Consider the following 15247-nt stretch of genomic DNA (forward strand, 5'->3'; position numbering starts at 1 on the left):
CCGTTAATGCGGGATAAAATCTTGATTTTGTGCTAGGAAAAACGCGAGAGCGTATGCAATTTTATAGTCTAGTGTTTCATATCCATCAAATACTCTTCCATACATTTCATTTGCGATCGAATCGACCCACACTTCAGCTTCTCGTATCGTTTCAAAGATAACGTCCTCTCTTTTCCACCTCACCTAAAAGAATCACTCCTTTCATTGACTTCAATTACCGATGGTTATATTATTAATCTTAATATACAAATTAATATAATTTGGAGGTCTATTATGCGACTAATACTACCCATTCTATCTTTAGCAGTCACATGTATCCTTGCTTTCAACGCTCCGAGCTGGGATACGATTAAAACGGGTTGCTCAGAATTTGCTGAAGGGTTCAAAGAAGGATTTTTCAACTAAAAATAGCGCTAGCATCCTTTTAATAAGGATGCTAGCGCTATTCATATTTTCATCTTTTAAAAATTATCTAATGCTTTTTCCATAATGGAAACAGATTTAAAAGGTGGCGTTACTGTTAATGAACCCTTTACAACAGTTTCTCCTTTTTCATCATGAGCAGATACAAGCATATCAATTGTATGTTCCTCCTCAGAAACAGCCACAACTTCAAAGTGGATTTGTAACGTTTCATAATGGTGAACATGCTTCACGAACGTAAGGTCCTTCCTAGTAATATGACTTCCTGGACCCGGTAAATATTTCGTAACCGCCGTTGTAATCATCCCCGTTAGCATAATGCTTGGTACAATCGGCTTTTCATACGGAGTTTGGGATGCGTAATCATGCTGAATATATAATGGATTGGCATCATTCGTTAACCCTAAGTACAATAACAAATCTTTATCCTCAATTTTTTCAGTGATAGATAATTTCTCTCCTACTGTAATTTCATCCATTTTACGACCAATTTGAACTTTTTTCTTTAACATGTTACAACCCCCTCCGATTTTTTCACCTTATTATCCTACTAAAAACGATACCTTATCCGAAATTTACTATGATGAGGGCAATGTATAGTATAAATCTACAGTTTCATTATAGGATATTACAAATGATAGCGTTTTCATATTATTTCAAAAAAACAATTCGGTAAATAGTAGAAAAAGATTCGGGATCCCGAATCTTTTTCACTACTATTCAATTATTAAACAAGAACTTTCATTACGTTGCGTACAGATTCTACAGAGCGATCTAACGCTTCTTTTTCATCTGCAAGAAGTTCTAATTCAATAATTTTTTCAATTCCGTTACCACCTAGAATTACTGGTACCCCTAAGTAAAGGTCACTATAACCATACTCACCTTCAAGGTACGCAATAGCTGGTAATACACGGCGTTGATCTTTTAAGATTGCTTCTGTCATTTCAACTAAAGAAGCTGCTGGTGCGTAATATGCACTACCGTTTCCTAATAAGCCTACAATCTCACCGCCACCTTTACGTGTACGTTCTACGATTGCTTCTAAACGCTCTTTCGGAATTAACGTTTCTAACGGAATACCGCCTGCATAAGAATAACGCACAAGAGGTACCATGTCGTCACCATGTCCACCAAGAACAAATCCTGTAATATCTTTTACAGAAAGATTTAATTCTTGTGCGATGAATGTACGGAAACGAGCTGTATCTAATACGCCCGATTGGCCGATTACACGCTCTTTCGGGAATCCCGCTTCTTTAAATACAGAATATGTCATTGCATCAACTGGATTTGTTAACACAACAATAATTGCATTTGGTGAATGTTTTGCAATGTCGCGCGTAATACTTTTCATAATTTTAGAGTTCGTTGCTACTAAGTCATCACGGCTCATACCAGGCTTACGTGCAATACCTGCTGTAATAACGACAACGTCAGAATCAGCAGTATCTGCGTAATCAGATGTTCCAATAATGTTAGCATCAAAACCTTGTACTGGGCTCGCTTCTAACATATCTAACGCTTTCCCTTTTGTTGGATTTTCCAGTTGTGGAATGTCCACTAATACAACATCTGCAAGTTCTTTTTGTGCTAATAAGAATGCCGTTGTTGCTCCTGTAAATCCTGCACCGATGACTGAAACCTTCTTGCGTTTGATTGTCATAATTTACCCCCCCGCTTTAATTATGCGTTTTTGATTATCGCTACATCCATGTTTTTAATAAGCTCATTAGCAAACTCAGAACATTTCACTTCTGTTGCGCCTTCCATTAGGCGAGCGAAGTCATATGTTACTACTTTTGATGCAATTGTTTTCTCAACTGAATCTGTTACTAATTTCGCTGCTTCATTCCATCCTAAGTGTTCTAATAATAATACACCTGAAAGAAGAACTGAAGATGGGTTTACTTTATCTAAACCTGCATATTTTGGAGCTGTACCATGTGTAGCTTCAAAGATAGCATGTCCAGTCACATAGTTAATGTTTGCACCAGGTGCAATACCAATTCCACCTACTTGTGCAGCAAGTGCATCAGAGATATAGTCACCATTTAAGTTCATTGTTGCAACAACATCGAACTCACGTGGACGAGTTAAAATTTGTTGTAAGAAGATGTCTGCAATAGAATCTTTTACGATGATTTTTCCAGCCACTTCAGCGTCTGCCATCGCTTTATTCGCTGCATCTTTACCATCTTTTTCAACAATGCGATCATATTCAGCCCAAGTAAATACTTTGTCGCCGAATTCTTGTTCCGCTACTTCGTAACCCCAGTTTTTGAAAGCACCTTCTGTAAATTTCATAATGTTTCCTTTATGAACTAATGTAACAGAAGAACGTTTTTCGTTAATTGCATATTGAATTGCAGCACGAACAAGACGCTTTGTCCCTTCTTCTGAGATTGGTTTAATACCAATACCAGATGTTTCTGGGAAGCGGATTTTATTAACACCCATTGCTTCTTTTAAGAAAGCAAGAACTTTTTCTGCTTCTGGAGATCCTTGTGCATATTCAATTCCAGCATAAATGTCTTCTGTATTTTCACGGAAAATAACCATATCAGTATCTTCCGGACGTTTTACAGGTGAAGGAACACCTTCAAAATAACGAACTGGACGTAGACATACATATAGATCTAATTCTTGACGAAGTGCTACGTTTAGAGAACGAATACCACCGCCAACTGGAGTTGTAAGTGGACCTTTGATTGCGATTAAATATTCGCGGATTAAATTTAAAGTCTCTTCTGGTAACCATTCGCCTGTTTGGTTGAATGCTTTTTCCCCTGCAAGCACTTCTTTCCAAACGATTTTCTTCTCACCATCATAAGCTTTTTCAACTGCTGCTTCTATTACGCGAGATGCAGCTGCCCAAATATCAGGACCAATTCCATCTCCTTCGATAAATGGAATAATCGGATTGTTTGGTACATTCATAACACCATTAGTTACAGTAATTTTTTCACCTGTCGTCAATGTGATAACCCCCATGTTTGAAATTTCATATGTATGAAACTGAGGGAATAACCCCTCAGTTCAAACCGTTAGTCAAATTAAAATATTCTAATCATTACATCTTTCCGAAAAAATCAGACTTTTGAAAGCGTATTTTCACTATCGAAATAGTGTTTTTCGCTTATCTTTGTGCAATTGGAACATACACTTGATGCGTTGGTCCATTATAATCAGCACGCGGACGGATTAAACGGTTGTTTTCATATTGTTCTAGAATATGAGCTAACCAGCCTGACATACGGCTAATTGCAAAAATAGGTGTAAATAAGTCATGGTCAATTCCTAGACAATGGTATACAGAAGCTGAATAGAAATCAACATTTGGTGGAAGACCTTTTTCTTTTGTTACAATGTCTTCAATTTTGATAGACATATTATACCATTTGTCTTCTCCTAAAAGCACGCATAATCTCTTAGACATTTCACGTAAGTGTTTTGCACGTGGATCACCCTGCTCATACACACGATGGCCAAAGCCCATGATTTTCACTTTATTTTGAAGAGCATTATGAATATATGACTCTACATTTTCTTCTTCGCCAATTTCAGTTAACATCTTCATTACATTTTCATTTGCCCCACCGTGAAGAGGACCTTTTAATGCACCAATTGCTGCTGTAATACCAGAATATACATCTGAAAGTGTAGCTACGCAAACACGTGCAGTAAATGTAGAAGCGTTTAACTCATGATCTGCATGAAGTACAAGCGCCTTATCAAAAGCTTCAATTTCAACTTCATTTGGCTCGCGATTATTTAACATGTACAAGAAGTTTGCAGCTAATGATAAATCCTTTCTTGGCTCAACAATATCTAAACCTTTACGGATTCTCGCGTAAGCAGCAACTAAAGTTCCCACTTGAGCCTGTAATTTAACCGCTTTCAAATAATTAGACTTTTCATCCATAATTTCAGCGCTCTCATCGTATAATGATAGCATGGAAATTGCAGTTCGTAAAACAGACATCGGATGTGCAACTTTTAAATCTACTTGTTTCAAATATGTTAAAATCTCACCTGGAACTTTATAGTATTCAGATACAATTTCATTAAATTCCGCTAGTTCTTTTTCATTAGGAAGCTTGCGGTGCCATAATAAGTACACTACTTCTTCAAACGTAGCATTCTCAGCTAAATCATCAATATTATACCCAACATAAGTTAATGTATCATCAATAATAGAGCTCACAGATGATGTTGTTGCTACTACCCCTTCTAAACCTCGAATAACAGTCATGACATTCTCTCCTTTTCCTGAAAATTCTCCCAACCTTGCTCCTTATATCTATTTGCTCCCCTTATGAATTATGAACGCCCGTTCACTCTTTAGGCAAGCAAAATGCACGATCATGCAAATTTGTTGCGATGTTCCCCTCTTATTGTCCATTGTTTACATGGAAAGCATGAGCGTGAATGTCTCCCCGAATCCTCACGCTCAAAACAACAAGTTAGTGAGGAAAACACATTCCGAAGAGTTTTATGATAAAAACAACATAAAACAATATCATTATAAAATTGTTTTATGTTGTTTTTATTTTATCTGGTGTAAAGTCTCTGCTGTTATGTAACTTTTCAAAGTTTCTAATCCTATTATAAACAATTATCTGACTTTTGTGAACAGAAAGAATTCAAAAATTTTATATTACTATAAAATTCCTTATTTAAACATTTGTATAATACTCATAACCGCATAGGCAATTCCAGCCCCAATTAACGGACCAACAGCAACCCCATTAAATAACGCAACCGCTATAATTGTCCCAAAAACAAGCGCAGTTGTAATATGAGGATCCGTTGTCAACAATTGCACGCCGCCTTTCGCTAACAAAGCGACTGCTACACCTGAAGCTAAAGCAATCCACGCATAATACGATTTCGCCGCTTCTCCAAGTTGTTTAAAACCTATTTCCCCCGTCGCAATCGGTACTAGCACCGCTATTGTAATGACCGTTACACCTAGGTTAATTCCTTTCGTTTGTAAATAAGGAAAGACCTTATCTCCTAAAAACGTAAATTTGAATAGAAATAACACACCAATAGCTACAGTAAGCGATTGGTTTTTAGCAATAAGTCCTATAATAAGTAGTATGAATAAAAATAACGTTGACTGACTAATCATGTTTACACTTCCTTTCTGAAAATAATGAACTCATTTCAAAACAAAAATACCTTTAAACCTATCGTTATACATGCTATACAGATGCCTATTTATCGATAACACCTTCAATTTTTTATACATTTTAAAATTTAAAAAAGAGACTTTCACCAAAAAAATTTAAGCATGTATACATTTTTGAAAACAGTCGTCTCTTCTTTCTTTTCTAATAAGAAACAGGTAAAATAAAAAGAAGAGAAAATGAAGTTTTTACCATATAGTAGTAGCATCACCAATAGGCTTTCACAGCCATTCATATACCGAAAAAAGCAGGCTAAATCCATCATTCCACTATAACATAAAGTAACACTTTGATCAGTTGGGCATCTTCCACTAATTATTAGCCTTCATCAATTGGGCTTTGGCGGGAGATTTACTGCCGATAAAGTGAGACTTTAATCAGCAGAGCACGTTAGTTATAAGTTGAACGAATTAGGATAATCCAAATCGGAATGGGAGGTATACATCTTTGAACCGAAACTTACTATATACGATATTGCGACTCATATTTGTCATTGTAGCAACGATAGCTGGGTTCTATGTATTACTATACATGTCAGGGCTTATCTATCCTTTTATTATCGCTTTTGCATTTGCTTATTTGATTAATCCTGTCGTCAATTTCCTTAATCAAAAACTACAATTTCCTCGCGCACTAGCAGTACTCGTTAGCTTAATTCTCGTATTTGGAGCTATCGTTGGACTTGTTACATATCTTGTGACTGAAGCAATATCTGCCACAACATACTTACTCCAACTTGTTACAGTAAAGTTTCCGGATATCGTTACATTCGCTCAGCAATTTGCACTTAATCATATTATGCCTCTCTACGATGATTTAATCTCTAAATTTAATCATCTTGGAGAACCACAGCGCTATACAATTACACAAAACATTCAAAACTTAGGAACAGAAGCAACAACACAAATGAAAGAACTTTTAACCGCCATTATAAGCGGATTAACGAATTTCATTAGTGCACTGCCAACAACGTTAACTGTCCTTGTATTCATTTTATTAGCCACTTTCTTCATTAGTTACGATTGGCACCGTCTTGCTCAAAAAGCAAGAAAATTACTACCAAATCGTGTACATGGCTACGGAAAAACTATTTTTGTCGACTTAAAAAAAGCTTTATTTGGTTTTGTGAAAGCACAACTTACACTCGTATCTATGACAACCGTCATTGTACTGATCGGCCTTTTAATATTACGCGTACCATACGCCATTACTATTGCGATTATTACAGGAGTTGTAGATTTACTACCATATTTAGGAACAGGCGCAGTCTTCGTTCCATGGGTTATATACGTATTTTTCACTGGCGATACCGCATTCGCCATTGGTCTTCTCATTTTATACATCGTCGTGATTGTCCAAAGACAAATTATGGAACCGAAAGTGCTTTCATCTAACATCGGTCTCGATCCATTAGCAACACTCGTCGCTCTATTTGTCGGCTTTAAGCTTTTTGGCTTTTTAGGATTAATCATCGGCCCAGTCACCTTAGTACTACTTAATACATTACACAAAGCTAATGTCTTCCATGACTTGTGGAAATATATTAAAGGTTCACCTTCAAAATAAAAGTTTCTAATTCATATAAAAAACAAGCTGTAATCAGTGGGAATTTCCCACTGATTATTCCTTTCACTTATTTTTTCACACTACTCACATGTAACAAGAGTATTACCCAAAAAAGGATAATCCTCTTGTTTTTTTGCATAAAAAAACACATTTTCTAATCAAAAATACATTTTTATTCTATTTTATCTATATTTATTACTTACATTTATTACTTTTTATGTAAATGAATAAATATACAAAATAGCATAGAATAAGGCTTCAACTACAATCCTCGCCTTTTATATGAATTCTTTACACCAATCGTTCATTTATATACGAAAGCAAAACTTTAATTTAGCTGCATTTCTCTCCATCTTATTCATCCAAATTAATAGCACTTAAAAATCACACGTTTAATAGAAGCACAACAAGAGTTCAAACGAAAATTATATAGCAAATATAATAAGCGAACGTTTTGTTCATCCCCCACGCATCAGACACTTACGAGCAGCACAGCTTTGAGATAGAAATCCACCCCACAAATGGTGCGATAAAGCCAAACTTCAATCACAAAGTTCCTCTCCTCTTACAAGACAAAAAAATAGCACTTAGATCGTTATAATCTAAGTGCTATTTCTGAATGATAATAGTAGAGTTCTTTCTAAATTTCCATTCCATCCACTTCATAACAAGCGGCTTCAATAAAGCTCTCGTAATAGGGATCACGCATATAAACCCTAGCACATCTGTCACATACCCAGGAAGCACCAAGAGAATACCTCCTACAAATACAAAAATACCATCTAGTACTACCTCACCTGGCATTTCCCCTCTATTCAACTTAGATCGAATTTCTCCAAGCACTTTAAATCCTTGTCTTTTCGCCAAATACACACCTACAACACCTGTAAATACAATCATAGCGAACGTAGACCATAATCCTATTACATGACTTGATCCAATTAAGACCGTAATCTCAATCGCCGGTATTAAAATAAACAAGAATAGTAACCACTTCATAGTTCTACACCTCTCTCTCAACTCACTTTTAACGCCCTCACAACGCCTATATACATCATATGAAATATAGATACCCTTTCATATTAAAACCCATAACAAACAGCTTTCAAAAGCAATTCTAGGCATTTTAAGCTAATTTCATCTCGTTTTTGTGTAAAAAAAAGAGAAGGACTCCGATCCTTCTCTCCGTATTACTTATAGCACTTCCGCATGTCCATTATAAACAATTCCGCGTGCTGCATCAACTGTTACTTCTTGGCCATTTTTTAAAGTTGCTGTTACGCCGCTTACACCAACGATAACAGGAATACCGATTGATACGCCTACAACAGCCGCATGGCTTGTTAAGCCACCTTCTTCTACAACTAAAGCAGCAGCTTTTTCGATTGCAGGAATCATATCTTTATCAGTACTTGTTGTAACAAGGATATCACCTTCGTTTACGTTCGCTACAGCTTCAGCAGCTGTTTTTGCTACAACTACTTTACCTTTTGCAGCTTTACGACCGATTCCTTGTCCTTTAGCAACTTCTTCACCAACAACATGGATTTTCATTAAGTTTGTTGTACCAGTTTCAGCAACTGGAACACCAGCAGTAATTACTACAGTATCTCCAAGTCCGATTAGACCTGCATCCATACCTGTTTGAATTGCTGTATCTAGCATTTCGTCAGTTGAAGCCGCGCGCTTCTCAGCCATAAATGCTTGTACACCCCAAACAAGTGCAAGACGACGCCCTACTTGCTCGTCAGATGTTACAGCTACGATTGGAGATTTTGGACGGTATTTAGAGATCATTTTCGCAGTATGTCCACTTTCTGTTGGAGCTACGATTGCAGCTACATCAAGAGCAAGTGCTGTATGCGCAACAGATTGGCTAATTGCATCTGTAATTGTTGGAGTGAACTCTTTAATACGTTTTTTGAACATATCTTCGTATTGTAATGATTTTTCAACACGTACTGCAATGTTAGCCATCATTGTTACTGCTTCTACCGGGTATTGACCAGCAGCTGTTTCACCTGAAAGCATAATTGCATCTGTACCATCGAAGATTGCGTTAGCTACGTCACTTGCTTCCGCACGAGTTGGACGTGGGTTACGTTGCATAGAGTCTAACATTTGTGTCGCAGTAATAACTGGTTTACCTAACACGTTACATTTTTTGATTAGACGTTTTTGTACTAATGGTACTTCTTCTGGTGGAATTTCTACACCCATATCACCACGAGCTACCATTAAACCGTCAGAAACTTCTAAGATTGAATCGATGTTGTCGATACCTTCTTGGTTTTCGATTTTTGGTACGATTTGGATGTATTGAGCGTTATGCTCTTCTAATAATTCACGGATTTCTAATACGTCAGACGCTTTACGTACGAATGAAGCTGCGATGAAATCAACTTTTTGCTCGATACCGAAGATGATATCTTTTACGTCTTTTTCAGTGATACCAGGAAGCTTAATGCTTACGTTTGGTACGTTAACACCTTTTTTATTTTTCACAGTTCCGCTGTTAAGAACTTTTGTACGGATGTTTCCATCAGCTTTTTCGATTACTTCTAGTTCGATAAGACCGTCATCGATTAGAATGCGAGAACCTGGGTCTACATCGTCATAAAGACCAGCATAAGATACAGAGAACTTCTCTGCAGTACCTAATACTTGCTCAGTAGAAAGAACTACTTCTGCACCTGTTACAAGCTCAGCTTGTCCGTCTACGAAGTCGTGAGTACGGATTTCTGGACCTTTTGTATCAAGTAAGATACCAACTGTTTTACCAGTTTTCTTTGAAGCTTCACGAATGTTTTTAATACGAGCTCCGTGCTCTTCATGGCTACCATGAGAGAAGTTTAAACGAGCAACGTTCATACCTGCTTCAATTAATTGCTCTAATTTTTCAATACTTTCACTAGCAGGACCTATAGTACATACAATTTTAGTTTTACGCATATTGCACCTCCGAAAATTATGAAACCGTTCCCAAATATCCGACATTACGCCGATTAGATGGATAATTCTTTAGATAATTGATACATATCTTTATCGATTGTATGCTTTTGAGCTAACGCTTCGATAATATCATGATCAACAAGTTTGTTATCTTGAATACCTACACAACGTCCACCTCTACCAGCAATTAATAATTCAACTGCTCTTGCGCCAAGACGACTTGCTAATACACGGTCTTGTGCACTTGGTGATCCGCCACGTTGTACGTGACCTAATACAGTTACACGAGTATCAAAGTTTGTTGCTTCTTCAATGTGCTTACCGATGTCAATTGCACTTCCAACACCTTCAGCTACAACGATAATACTGTGTTTTTTACCACGTTCACTACCGCGCTTCAGACGAGCGATAACATCATCCATGTCATACTCTTCTTCTGGAATTAAGATTGTTTCTGCACCATCAGCTAAACCAGCCCATAATGCGATATCACCAGCGTGACGTCCCATTACTTCGATAACATATGTACGTTCATGAGATGTAGCTGTGTCACGGATTTTATCAATTGCATCAATAACAGTGTTTAAAGCTGTATCGAAACCAATTGTGAAGTCTGTTCCAGGGATATCATTGTCGATTGTACCTGGTACACCAACACATGGGAATCCTTGTTCAGTTAATTTTTTAGCGCCTTGGTAAGAACCATCTCCACCAATAACAACAAGTCCTTCGATACCATGTTTCTTTAATTGCTCGATACCTTTTAGTCGTACTTCTGGATCTTTAAACTCAGGACATCTTGCTGTATATAATTTCGTACCACCGCGGTGGATAATATCGCCAACAGAACCAAGTTCTAATTTTTCAATGTGACCAGAAATTAATCCAGCGTATCCATGGTAAATACCATATACTTCAATATCATGGAAAATCGCTTTACGAACAACTGCACGAATGGCAGCATTCATACCAGGTGAATCTCCACCACTTGTTAATACACCAATACGTTTCATTTGTACTCACCTCATAAAGATTATTTGCCTTATAATAAAATAACACGAAAAAATATAAAAACACAATGGAGAAGATGTGTCTTTTCATAATAAAAACGTGCATTCGCGAAGAGGAACGCACGCTTTTCTTATTTTATCCCAATGGAAGCGTTTGAAAACGAAACTTGCCCAATTTTCATATATTTTTCATAACGTTTTTCGATTAATTCATCTTTCGAAATTCCGTTTAATTGTTCAAAAGTTTTTCTAATCATTAAGTCTATATTTTCTGACTGTTTCAAAAGATTACGGTGAGCTCCACCTTTTGCCTCTGGAATAATTTCATCAATTACACCTAATTCTTTCAAATCTGCTGCTGTAATTTTCATTGCCTCTGCAGCTTCCTTTGCTTTTCCTGCATCTTTCCAAAGAATTGCCGCTGCACCCTCTGGTGTAATAACAGAATAAGTGGAATTTTCTAGCATATGAATGTAATCTCCAACTCCAAGGCCCAGCGCACCGCCACTACCACCTTCACCGATAACAATACAAATAACAGGTACAGTTAAACCTGCCATTTCAAATAAATTGCGGGCGATAGCTTCACTTTGACCACGTTCTTCAGCAGCTTTACCAGGATAAGCCCCTTTCGTATCAATAAAACAAATAATAGGACGATTGAACTTTTCCGCCTGCTTCATTAAGCGTAATGCTTTTCGATATCCTTCTGGATGAGGCATTCCAAAGTTACGGCGAATATTTTCTTTCGTATCTTTTCCGCGCTGATGCCCAATTACAGTTACAGGCATCCCTTTATATTTCGCAATGCCGCCGACAATCGCTGCATCATCGCCAAATAGACGATCTCCATGACATTCGAAAAAATCAGTAAATAAGTGCTCAATATAATCGAGCGTTGTCGGTCGTTCTGCATGACGAGCAATTTGAACACGGTCCCATACTTTCAGATTACCGTATATATCTTCCTCTAAATTTTCTAGCTTGTCTTCCAAAATACGAATCTCCTCACTGAAGTCCATCTGGCTGTTTTTCGTATAGTCTTTCAGTTCACGAATCTTATTTCTTAGCTCAACAACTGGTTTTTCAAATTCTAGCTCTGCCATACAGCCATTCCCCCTCCTTGATGAACTTCTAAAATCTTGCGAAGCGATTCTCTCATATCATCACGATGCACCACCGCATCTAATTGACCATGATCTAGTAAGAATTCTGCCGTTTGGAAATCTTCCGGTAGTTTCTCACGCACCGTTTGTTCAATTACACGTCTACCAGCAAATCCGATAAGTGCACCTGGTTCTGCAAGATTATAATCACCAAGTGAAGCGAAACTCGCTGAAACCCCGCCCGTCGTCGGGTGAGTCATAACAGAAATAAATAATCCTCCTGCATTACTATGCTTTTTCAAAGCTACGCTTGTTTTTGCCATTTGCATTAAACTTAATATACCTTCTTGCATACGGGCACCACCCGAAGCAGTAAAGATAATAAATGGAACTTGTAAGTCGTACGCCTTTTCAACCGCACGGGCGATTTTCTCTCCTACTACAGAGCCCATGCTCCCCATTCGAAAACGAGAATCCATTACTGCAACAACAACAAGCATGTCATCAATTGTTCCTTCACCAGTTACAACCGCTTCGTTCAATTCAGTCTTCTTACGATCGCTCTCTAGTTTCTCTTCATAACCTGGAAACTCGAGTGGATTTAATGAAACCATTTCTTTGTCATACTCACGGAATGACCCTTCGTCCAATATACTATCAAGACGTTCCCATGCATTCATAGGATGATGATATCCACAATTCACACATACTTTTAAATTTTTTAGAAGTTCTTTCGTATACATGATTTTTTTACATTCCGGACATTTTGTCATAACGCCATCTGGTACATCTTTTCGTACTTGTTCTGAAGGTATTGCAGCGTACTTTTTCTTTTTCACGAATAAATCTCTTAGCACAATTTGACCCCCTTCGTTGAGAGCTAAGGTTAGCGTAAGAAGAAAATGGGGCTAACACCAAAGTTTGATGTTAGCCTTATCTTCTCAATCTGTCTAATAACCTCACTCTTTACGTTTAACTTTAACCGCTACGCGGTAGAATGTTTGTCATAACGTGTCATGGTCATTTCGACAAATTTTATACATTACGAGTGAAACTGTATATTCTCTACTAATTCATCGTAAATTTTTAGTGCATCATTTTCTTGTTTTTCTTCCAAAGTAGCATAAAGCTTTCTATACATATCGATAGAATCTCTTGAAACTTTACAAGAAAGAGTTGCTACGTAATCATTTACGATCATCCAAATGCGATATAGTAAATAATTATCGACTTGTTCAATAAGTGTTTTAAAGAACGTTTGATGAAGCGTTTGGATTGAGTTTTCATTTCCTTCAAGTACTTGGTGTAATCTACTTAGTACTTTAGAAAATGTTTCTTTCGGTAAATTACATACAATTCGAATCATATCTTTCTCAAGCAATCGTTTCGTTTGTAATAAATCACGAATTGTTTTCTCATCTTGCAGTAAGAACGGAGCAATTAATTGTACAAGGCCGTTATCATAAAAGTTTCGAATAAACGTCCCTTCACCACGTCTCGTTTCAATCAATCCTACCAGTTCTAAAGCACGCAATGCTTCTCTTACAGAGGAACGTCCTACGTTTAAGCGTGAACTTAACTCACGCTCAGACGGCAAACGATCCCCCGCTACCAATCCATCCTCTTCCATAATGGAACGGATTTTTTTTACAATTTCGAGATATACTTTTGTATTTGATGATGTCAATGGAAATTCCTCGCTTATTCTTTACCAATCAGCGCTAATTGTTTTGTTTTTTCAGCGATCTCATTTGGATCTACTTGACGGCGAGCTACTCCTGTCTCCATTGCTGCTTTTGCAACGTAAGCCGCTACTTGAGGCGCTACACGCGCGTCAAATGGTGCTGGAATGATATAGTCTGCATTCAACTCATCTTCTGCTACAAGCTCAGCAATAGCCTGTACAGCTGCCATCTTCATTTCTTCGTTAATTTGTGTCGCATGTACGTCAAGTGCACCGCGGAAAATACCAGGGAACGCCAGTACATTATTTACTTGGTTCGGGAAGTCAGAACGACCTGTTCCAACAACAGCTGCGCCCGCTGCTTTTGCCAATTCTGGCATAATTTCTGGAACTGGATTTGCCATTGCAAAAATAATCGCATTGTCATTCATTGTACGAACCATCTCTTCTGTTAATGCACCTTCTGCAGATACACCAATGAATACGTCCGCACCTTGTACAACATCAGCTAAAGAACCTTCTATACGATTCTTATTTGTATATTTTGCAACTTCATCCTTCACCGGATTCATACCTGTAGGACGACCATCATAGATTGCCCCTTTACGGTCACACATAATAATGTCGCGTACACCATAGCGATATAAAAGTTTAATAATTGCAATACCTGCTGCACCTGCGCCATTTGCGACAACTTTAATGTCAGACATTTTCTTTCCAACTAATTTCAGTGCATTTACAAGACCTGCTACTGTTACGATAGCTGTTCCGTGTTGATCATCATGGAAGATAGGAATATTTGTTTCTTTTTTCAAACGCTCTTCAATAATGAAGCAGTTTGGTGCTGCGATATCTTCTAAGTTAACGCCGCCAAAAGTTGGCTCCATTAATTTTACAGTTTCAACAATTTTATCTACATCGTTTGTATTTAAGGCAATCGGGAATGCATCTACACCAGCAAAGCTCTTGAATAATACAGCTTTACCTTCCATTACTGGAAGAGATGCTTCAGGTCCAATGTTACCAAGACCAAGTACAGCTGTTCCGTCTGTCACAACTGCTACCATATTTCCCTTCATCGTATATTCATATACCTTACTTTTATCGTCATAAATTTCTTTACAAGGTTCTGCAACCCCTGGAGAATATGCAAGACTTAAATCTTTTGCATTTTCTACTTTTACTTTTGATACAGTTTCTAATTTTCCTTGATGCACTTTATGCATGTGAAGTGCTTCTTCACGAAGTGTTGACAAACTATCCACTCTCCTCAAATTATTCTTGCTGATATCAATTTCTCCAAGTGGTCTG

15 protein-coding genes are annotated in these 15247 nt (G+C 37.5%); 2 read left to right on the forward strand and 13 right to left on the reverse strand.

Annotated elements, in window-relative coordinates; translation table 11 throughout:
* Positions 1 to 3: 3 nt before the first annotated feature.
* The gene (locus MHI26_RS23520; RefSeq protein WP_001267381.1) at positions 4 to 183 is read right to left on the reverse strand and encodes a hypothetical protein; all 180 of its coding nucleotides are present in this window, start codon (positions 181 to 183) and stop codon (positions 4 to 6) included.
* A 90-nt stretch (positions 184 to 273) separates the two neighbouring features.
* Between MHI26_RS23520 and MHI26_RS23525 the strand changes: the two genes are divergently transcribed.
* Entirely contained in the window at positions 274 to 405 is a 132-nt protein-coding gene (locus MHI26_RS23525; protein ID WP_001237011.1) for a hypothetical protein, read from the forward strand.
* A gap of 56 nt (positions 406 to 461) precedes the next feature.
* Here MHI26_RS23525 and MHI26_RS23530 read toward each other — a convergent pair whose 3' ends face one another.
* From MHI26_RS23530 to MHI26_RS23550, 5 genes are all read right to left on the reverse strand, one after another.
* Positions 462 to 935 carry a MaoC family dehydratase gene (locus tag MHI26_RS23530; RefSeq protein WP_000914180.1) on the reverse strand — a complete coding sequence of 158 codons (474 nt, stop codon included), beginning with the start codon at positions 933 to 935 and terminating at the stop codon, positions 462 to 464.
* A 215-nt stretch (positions 936 to 1150) separates the two neighbouring features.
* Complete coding sequence (mdh, locus tag MHI26_RS23535) at positions 1151 to 2089, reverse strand: malate dehydrogenase (protein ID WP_000153232.1); 939 nt, start codon at positions 2087 to 2089, stop codon at positions 1151 to 1153.
* 20 nt (positions 2090 to 2109) lie between these two features.
* On the reverse strand, positions 2110 to 3402 hold the full coding sequence (icd, locus tag MHI26_RS23540; protein WP_000206893.1) for an NADP-dependent isocitrate dehydrogenase: 1293 nt from the start codon (positions 3400 to 3402) through the stop codon (positions 2110 to 2112).
* 160 nt (positions 3403 to 3562) lie between these two features.
* Positions 3563 to 4711, reverse strand: a complete 1149-nt coding sequence (gene citZ / locus MHI26_RS23545; protein ID WP_003307960.1) for a citrate synthase — start codon at positions 4709 to 4711, stop codon at positions 3563 to 3565.
* 387 nt (positions 4712 to 5098) lie between these two features.
* Complete coding sequence (locus tag MHI26_RS23550; protein WP_000625504.1) at positions 5099 to 5560, reverse strand: DUF441 domain-containing protein; 462 nt, start codon at positions 5558 to 5560, stop codon at positions 5099 to 5101.
* A 505-nt stretch (positions 5561 to 6065) separates the two neighbouring features.
* Between MHI26_RS23550 and ytvI the strand changes: the two genes are divergently transcribed.
* Positions 6066 to 7184 carry a sporulation integral membrane protein YtvI gene (gene ytvI, locus MHI26_RS23555; protein WP_001081402.1) on the forward strand — a complete coding sequence of 373 codons (1119 nt, stop codon included), beginning with the start codon at positions 6066 to 6068 and terminating at the stop codon, positions 7182 to 7184.
* A 609-nt stretch (positions 7185 to 7793) separates the two neighbouring features.
* On the opposite strand, the gene MHI26_RS23560 is transcribed toward ytvI, so the two are convergent.
* The 7 genes from MHI26_RS23560 to MHI26_RS23590 form a co-directional block, all read right to left on the reverse strand.
* Positions 7794 to 8183 carry an FxsA family protein gene (locus MHI26_RS23560; protein ID WP_061666066.1) on the reverse strand — a complete coding sequence of 130 codons (390 nt, stop codon included), beginning with the start codon at positions 8181 to 8183 and terminating at the stop codon, positions 7794 to 7796.
* Between the two features lie 195 nt (positions 8184 to 8378).
* Positions 8379 to 10136 carry a pyruvate kinase gene (pyk, locus tag MHI26_RS23565; protein WP_061666065.1) on the reverse strand — a complete coding sequence of 586 codons (1758 nt, stop codon included), beginning with the start codon at positions 10134 to 10136 and terminating at the stop codon, positions 8379 to 8381.
* 53 nt (positions 10137 to 10189) lie between these two features.
* Complete coding sequence (gene pfkA / locus MHI26_RS23570) at positions 10190 to 11149, reverse strand: 6-phosphofructokinase (protein WP_000821158.1); 960 nt, start codon at positions 11147 to 11149, stop codon at positions 10190 to 10192.
* Between the two features lie 128 nt (positions 11150 to 11277).
* Complete coding sequence (accA, locus tag MHI26_RS23575; protein ID WP_000818788.1) at positions 11278 to 12252, reverse strand: acetyl-CoA carboxylase carboxyl transferase subunit alpha; 975 nt, start codon at positions 12250 to 12252, stop codon at positions 11278 to 11280.
* Positions 12240 to 13109 (reverse strand): acetyl-CoA carboxylase, carboxyltransferase subunit beta, encoded by an 870-nt coding sequence (accD, locus tag MHI26_RS23580; protein WP_000942858.1) that lies wholly within the window; start codon positions 13107 to 13109, stop codon positions 12240 to 12242. The genes accA and accD overlap by 13 nt, the downstream gene beginning before the upstream one ends.
* A 185-nt stretch (positions 13110 to 13294) precedes the next feature.
* On the reverse strand, positions 13295 to 13939 hold the full coding sequence (locus tag MHI26_RS23585) for a FadR/GntR family transcriptional regulator (RefSeq protein ID WP_061666064.1): 645 nt from the start codon (positions 13937 to 13939) through the stop codon (positions 13295 to 13297).
* Between the two features lie 14 nt (positions 13940 to 13953).
* Positions 13954 to 15162, reverse strand: a complete 1209-nt coding sequence (locus MHI26_RS23590) for an NAD(P)-dependent malic enzyme (RefSeq protein WP_161114790.1) — start codon at positions 15160 to 15162, stop codon at positions 13954 to 13956.
* Between the last annotated feature and the right edge of the window lie 85 nt (positions 15163 to 15247).

The organism is Bacillus sp. FSL K6-1218 (assembly GCF_038006445.1).
Taxonomy (GTDB): domain Bacteria; phylum Bacillota; class Bacilli; order Bacillales; family Bacillaceae_G; genus Bacillus_A; species Bacillus_A thuringiensis_S.

Excerpts from the sequence above, each read along its gene's own strand:
- MHI26_RS23525 (WP_001237011.1), top strand. The coding sequence starts at position 274 with ATGCGACTAATACTACCCATTCTATCTTTAGCAGTCACATGTATCCTT.
- MHI26_RS23530 (WP_000914180.1), bottom strand. The coding sequence starts at position 935 with ATGTTAAAGAAAAAAGTTCAAATTGGTCGTAAAATGGATGAAATTACA.
- mdh (WP_000153232.1), bottom strand. The coding sequence starts at position 2,089 with ATGACAATCAAACGCAAGAAGGTTTCAGTCATCGGTGCAGGATTTACA.
- MHI26_RS23550 (WP_000625504.1), bottom strand. The coding sequence starts at position 5,560 with ATGATTAGTCAGTCAACGTTATTTTTATTCATACTACTTATTATAGGA.
- MHI26_RS23560 (WP_061666066.1), bottom strand. The coding sequence starts at position 8,183 with ATGAAGTGGTTACTATTCTTGTTTATTTTAATACCGGCGATTGAGATT.
- pyk (WP_061666065.1), bottom strand. The coding sequence starts at position 10,136 with ATGCGTAAAACTAAAATTGTATGTACTATAGGTCCTGCTAGTGAAAGT.
- pfkA (WP_000821158.1), bottom strand. The coding sequence starts at position 11,149 with ATGAAACGTATTGGTGTATTAACAAGTGGTGGAGATTCACCTGGTATG.
- accA (WP_000818788.1), bottom strand. The coding sequence starts at position 12,252 with ATGGCAGAGCTAGAATTTGAAAAACCAGTTGTTGAGCTAAGAAATAAG.
- MHI26_RS23590 (WP_161114790.1), bottom strand. The coding sequence starts at position 15,162 with ATGCATAAAGTGCATCAAGGAAAATTAGAAACTGTATCAAAAGTAAAA.